This is a genomic window from Corynebacterium sp. 401_CJEI (assembly GCF_001076435.1).
GTDB lineage: Bacteria > Actinomycetota > Actinomycetes > Mycobacteriales > Mycobacteriaceae > Corynebacterium > Corynebacterium jeikeium_D.
Genome location: NZ_JVIP01000028.1, coordinates 1 through 6,102 on the forward strand (window position 1 = coordinate 1; position 6,102 = coordinate 6,102).

Below are 6,102 nucleotides of genomic sequence, written 5' to 3' on the forward strand. Positions count from 1 at the left end.
TGGGTCGATCCGAGTTACTGACTGCGTTTATGTCAAAAATGGCCTGAAAAATGGCATGAAAGTGTCATAAACTCACACAGTTTCACATCTGCAGCCCATAATTCTTGGAGTTGTCAGTTCTTGCGGCTAAGTAGCAAAAATGTGCCCGCCAGCGATACGCCAGGCGGACACACTTTTGCTGCCTTCCCCACCCTGCCCCCCTTGCTCAGGAACTTCCTGATCTTACGGTTTGTCTACTCCTTGCGCTTCTTGTTCTGGTAGACGATTGCGCCGGCAATGCCGATAAACACGGCGACCACTGCTACAACGGTGCCAATGACCAACGGGCTCATGCCCTCATCTTCCATGTCCGACGAGGATGCGGATGCCTGAGAATCCGTATCCGAGGAGTCAGATTCATTCGACGCATCTTCTGACGAGTCCTTTGACGATTCCTGTTCCGGCTCTCCCTTGGCCAGAATCGGCTTATCGGATGGAGTCGGGCCGTTCTTGTCAGTCGGTCGCCAGTCAGGCCCCTTAGTTGGCTTGTTGTCCAGGAGGAATGCGAGCTGGAACGGCTGATCGATGCCACTGACCTCTTCATCCGGGCGATAGTTAGCCATTCGGACAGTCGCGTAGTAGTAGCCGGCGTTGGCTACAGGTCGTCCTCCAACATTAGATTCTCGGTTGTTGTATTCGACCGGACGATCTGTTGACAAGTTCAGGTCCTCGGAATCCTGATAAAAGTGCATTGTTCCATCCGCCACGGAAACCTCGAACGGATTCAGCAGGGCAACTCCCATGGAATCGGCATTATCGCGCTCCGAATTTCCAGTGCGGGCAGCAATCACTGGTCGCTGACCCCACTCGACAGGGATCTTGTAGAACTTCTGTTCACCGGGCACGATTGTGTCAGAGATGTTATCCCCAGATTTAACTTCCGGCGCTTGGGCTGCGTTATTGCCACCGTTTACGGGCTTGGCCTCTCCAAAAGTGGCCTTTTTGTAGGCTTTGTCGCCGGTCGAAGAAGACCGCCCCTCATTTAGTTTGTCAGCATCCTGCTTCTTCAGGACTGGCTCAAACTGGACGCTAACCTCGACCTTCACCGGTTCATCACGATAGTCCGCTACTGAATCACCGTCATAGACCCACACGTTATTTGCGACGAGCCACTTGGTTTGATCGCAACTGGATTCGATGCGGTCACTATCCCATGCAAGAATGCTTGCATCAGCCGAAGTTGGAGTCCACGAATCGGCACTAGCTTCGGCGCCAGTCAGCGACCCCATACGACCGTCGTCCTGGCATTTTCCGCCAGTTTCATTGATGATTTCGTCAACTTCAGTTCGGACATCCTGCTGGCCTTTACCCTCAGCATCGATATTCGCTAACACCTTTGAGGTAACAATCGCGTTGTGTCCCTTCGGCACTGCGATTCGGTAGTAGAGCGGGGTGCGATCGTGCTGGGCAACCTCTGGCACCAGCGTCGTCTGGTACTTGCCCTCGCCGAGCCATTTCGCGCCTTCCTTAGTCTCGGAGAACTCGAAAGGAGTACCCGTGGTTTCGTAGCCCTGCACTGACCGCTGAGTCAAGAACTTCATGTGGTCTGCAAGCTGGGTAGCATCGTCCGCAGTCATGCTCTGTCCACCGGATACCTGCGCAACACACTCCAGCTCAGCGCGAGCTTCTTCATCGACCTTGAAGCCCACTGTGTGAATCGTCAGGCCAACACCCTGCCCTGCCAGTTCCTTCGCAACCTCACACACCGGTGGCGGCGCGCAGGTGTCGATACCGTCAGAGACCAAAATAATTGACCGCTCACCGTCTGGGCCAAGCTCATCAGCCGCCTTACGCAGTGCATTGCCGATCGGCGTATAGCCCTGAGCTTCCAACCCGGCAATCCTGCTCTTCAGGCCTTCTTTGTCGACCTTTTGGACAGGCGACAGCACCTCGATGTCCTGGCAACCACGTTCGCGGTTGGATTCATCACTGGATTCGCGCTGGCCATAAACCAGCATGCCAAGCAGCGCATCATCCGGGAGGGAGTCAATCAGCTCCGTGGATGCGCGCTTTGCCGCATCGAGGCGGGTGCCTCCGGCGTCGTCGGCAAGCATCGAACCAGACAGATCCATGATTAGCTCTGCTTTTGCTTCGCCCGTACCCCCTTCGCCCGTAGGAGCGGGCTGTTCCACCCCGGACGGCGAAGGCGAATCTTGGGCTGCCGCCACCGGAGCCGGAATCGCACTAAACCCAATCGTCCACGCAGCCAACAACAGAGTGACAACGATGGTTACCCTTAGGCGCTTTGAACTACTTGACGAAAAACTATCTTTAAAAAAGTCTTGAACTACCACCATCACAGCGCCTCAAACTGTTTTCCCAACTACAAAAATCAATCGTGTTGGTAGTTTTTCACAGTGACCCCGGTCACGCTAGAGGTGTTTTTAACGGCTAAACAAATGCCGCCTGAACAATTCATGAACCATGAGAAAATCGCACAGCCGTTGGGGAGCCAGCAAAGCAAAAACGCAGCCCCTGAACAGCGAATACTGAACAGGGGCTGCGAAAGTACTAATTCTAGTAACCACTATTAAATTTTTCTTAGCCGACCTACGCCGAAACTAAGCCTCAACGAGCTTGTAAATCCAACCGTGGGTATCCTCAACCTCGCCGTGCTGGATACCGGTCAGCCGCTCGCGCAGCTTCATAGTCCACTCACCGGTCTCGCCGCCGTTGATCTCGAACTCGCCCTCAGCGGACTTCACAAAACCGACCGGGGTGATGACTGCAGCAGTACCGCAGGCGAATGCCTCGCTCATAACACCGGAGGTGGCATCATTCTTCCATTCCTCGGTGGAAATGCGACGCTCCTCGACATTCATGCCCAGATCCTGAGCAGCCTGCAGCAGCGATGCCCGAGTAATGCCCGGCAGCAGCGAACCAGACAGCTCTGGAGTCACCAGCCGAACACCAGCGTCAGCATTCTCATCCGGGTAGATAAACGCCAGGTTCATGCCGCCCATCTCCTCGATGTACTTGCGCTCGACAGCGTCCAGCCACACAACCTGGTCGCAGCCCTTTTCCTCTGCCTGCTGCTGAGCCGCCAGCGAAGCTGCATAGTTACCTGCGAACTTCGCAGCACCGGTGCCGCCCGGCGCGGCACGCACGTACTCGTGGGAGATCCACACGGTCACCGGGTTAATGCCACCGGAGAAGTACGCGCCGGCAGGTGAAGCGATGAGCAGGAAGGTGTAAGAGTTCGACGGGTGCACGCCCAGGGTGCTCTCGGTGGAGAACATGATTGGACGCAGGTACAGGGATTCTTCGCCACCAGCTGGCGGCACCCATGCTGCATCGGCTTCAACCAGCAGGCGGATTGCCTCGAGGAAGGTCTCCTCCGGCAGCTGCGGCATTGCAATGCGGTCAGCGGAGCGCTGGAAGCGACGAGCGTTCTGCTCCGGGCGGAAAGTAACAATGGAACCATCCGGCATGCGATACGCCTTCAGTCCCTCAAAAATCGACTGCCCGTAATGCAGGACCGAAGAAGACGGCTGCATTTCAATCGAACCGTATGCCTGCAGCTTGGCGCCATGCCAGCCTTTGTCTGCAGTCCAGTCAATTCGGACCATGTGGTCGGTGAAGTGCTTACCGAAACCAGGGTTGGCCAAAATCTCCTCGCGCTCGGCATCAGAGAGTGGATTCGGGTTACGTTCGATTGCAAATTCCAAAGCAGACATGTCTTTCATCCTAAACCGTCGAGGATCGAGTCGTATCAATACTCGCCCCCGAAAGACCGTGTTAGTCAGGGCAATGTCAGCGTCGCGGGCACTAGGCGCGGGTACATTCCAATAGTCGTGGCGCTGGCTCGTCAGTCCGCTGTCCAGGGGTGAAGGACACGAACCGGCAAATAGGGATACGGTGGTGTACCACATAGTACGACTACAAGGAGATGCAACTACATGTCAGTCCCCGCTAACAATGATTCGGCACAGCTCGGCGCCTCTCGCAACGCCGCTGTTTTGTCCAATTACCTGCCGGCTATCGGCACTCGCGTGGTCATCGCTGCCGACAACTCTCTGCCCGCGGACGCCGACGCGGTTCTCGTCGCGCTTATCGACGGCGAGGATGGCCTCGAGCTGGTCGCACCCGAGGCCATCGGTTCGGTTGCAGAGCAGCTGCTCGCCTCCTTTGAGGCAGTCTCCGCCAGCGCTAAGTCCGAGTCCGTGACCACCATCCCGGCTCCTGCTGGCCTGGATGTCGACAGTGTCACGGGCGTTGGCGTGGGTTCTGAGGATCTGGATGCCGAGGACATCCGCCGTGCCTGCGGCGCCGCTGCGCGCCGTATGACCAAGGCCAAGGTGGTCTTTAACACTCTCGGCGCCATCGATCCGCAGGCTGCAGCCGAGGGCTTTGCGCTGGGCGCTTACGCTTACTCCGGTCAGAAGAGCGACGAAGAAAGCAACGAGGCCACCCAGAAGGTGGTTGTGTTGGGCGCTGATGACGACGTCGTAAAGCGCGCTGCAGCGATTGTGGATGCCGTTGCCACCGCGCGTGACTTCGTCAATACAGCATCGTCGCACCTCTACCCCGAGACGTTTGCTGACGCTGCTGCAGCGCTAGGCCGTGACGCGGGGCTCGAGGTCGAGGTGCTTGACGACGACGCTCTGCGCGCCGGCGGTTTCGGAGGCCTCAATGCCGTGGGTGGTGGATCCTCGCGCGGGCCGCGCCTGGTGCGCCTGATTTGGAAGGGCGATGAGTCGGCAGAGAATTCGCTGGGACTGGTCGGTAAGGGCATCACCTTTGATACCGGCGGTATTTCGCTGAAGCCGGGCGCCAGCATGGAGAACATGATCTCCGATATGGGCGGCGCTGCGGCTGTTATTGCCACAGTCGTCCTGGCTGCTCGCCTAGGCGTATCCACCCCGGTGACCGCAACTGTTCCAATGGCGGAGAACATGCCGGGTGGTAAGGCGTACCGTCCGGGCGATGTCATTACGCAGTACGGCGGTAAGACCATTGAGATTCTGAATACCGACGCTGAGGGCCGCCTCGTACTCGCAGACGCCATTGTCCGCGCCTGCGAAGACAAGCCGACTCACCTGATTGACACCGCTACCCTGACCGGTGCGCAGCTAGTCGCTCTTGGCGAGCGCACCCCGGGCATCCTGGGTAACGACGAGTTCCGTGACCGTGTTGCAGAGCTGTCTCAGAGCATTGGTGAAAATGGTTGGGCAATGCCGATTCCAGTTGAGCTAGCAGAGGCCCTGAAGTCGCCGGTAGCTGACCTGCGGAATGTCACGAACTCTCGCTTTGGTGGCATGAGCGTTGCAGCTGCATACCTGCGCGAATTCGTTGGCGAGGATGTTGAATGGGTTCACATCGACGTTGCCGGTCCGGCCTTCAACACCACCGGGGAGTATGGTTATACCCCGAAGCGGGGCACTGGTGTTCCGGTTCGGACGATGTTCTCTGTGATTGAGGATTTGGCAACGAAGTAGCCGGTCATCCGACTGCGCCCCGCCCGGCTGGAATCCTGGCTGGAATGAGCTATTCCACGCACCAGTCGAAAGCGGGCGCAGCCCACGGGGCAAGCAGAGTTTTCAACCTGTAAGCTAATTTGTAATAACCGTCTTAAAACGAGATTTCTTAACTTTTCGAGGAGTGCACAAACATGGCGACCTCTATTGAGATGCCGGAGCTCGGTGAATCAGTTACCGAAGGCACCATTACCACCTGGCTGAAGAAGGTCGGCGACACCGTCGAGGTCGACGAACCGTTGCTCGAGGTTTCCACCGACAAGGTCGACACCGAAATTCCATCTCCGGTCGCCGGTGTTCTCACCGAGATTCTCTTTGAAGAAGACGACACCGTCGATGTTGGCGAGGTCATCGCAAAGGTCGGCGAGCCGGGCGAAGAGCCGGAAGGCGCTGACGATTCCGCTGAGGAGACCGAGGAAGAGGCTCCGAAGGAAGACGCTGAAGAGCCAAAGAAGGAAGCACCGAAGGCTGCCTCCGGTTCCGCTACTGATGTTGAGATGCCGGAGCTCGGCGAGTCCGTCACCGAAGGCACGATTACCACTTGGCTGAAGAAGGTCGGCGACACCGTCGAGGTCGACGAACCGTT

4 protein-coding genes are annotated in these 6,102 nt (G+C 57.4%); 2 read left to right on the forward strand and 2 right to left on the reverse strand.

Annotated features, from left to right (window positions below; all coding sequences use genetic code 11):
* Positions 1-233: 233 nt before the first annotated feature.
* Entirely contained in the window at positions 234-2,111 is a 1,878-nt protein-coding gene (locus tag ADM64_RS06980; RefSeq protein WP_049193690.1) for a vWA domain-containing protein, read from the reverse strand.
* A 489-nt stretch (positions 2,112-2,600) separates the two neighbouring features.
* A complete protein-coding gene (locus tag ADM64_RS06985; RefSeq protein ID WP_016423039.1) occupies positions 2,601-3,716 on the reverse strand; it encodes a branched-chain amino acid aminotransferase in 1,116 nt (371 codons plus the stop codon).
* A 222-nt stretch (positions 3,717-3,938) separates the two neighbouring features.
* On the opposite strand from ADM64_RS06985, the gene ADM64_RS06990 reads away from it, so the two are divergent.
* Together ADM64_RS06990 and ADM64_RS06995 are read left to right on the forward strand one after the other, a co-directional pair.
* Positions 3,939-5,477 (forward strand): leucyl aminopeptidase, encoded by a 1,539-nt coding sequence (locus ADM64_RS06990; RefSeq protein ID WP_080985624.1) that lies wholly within the window; start codon positions 3,939-3,941, stop codon positions 5,475-5,477.
* Between the two features lie 173 nt (positions 5,478-5,650).
* Positions 5,651-6,102, forward strand: a 452-nt coding sequence (locus ADM64_RS06995) for a biotin/lipoyl-containing protein (RefSeq protein WP_049193692.1), incomplete at its 3' end; no start/stop codon positions are given.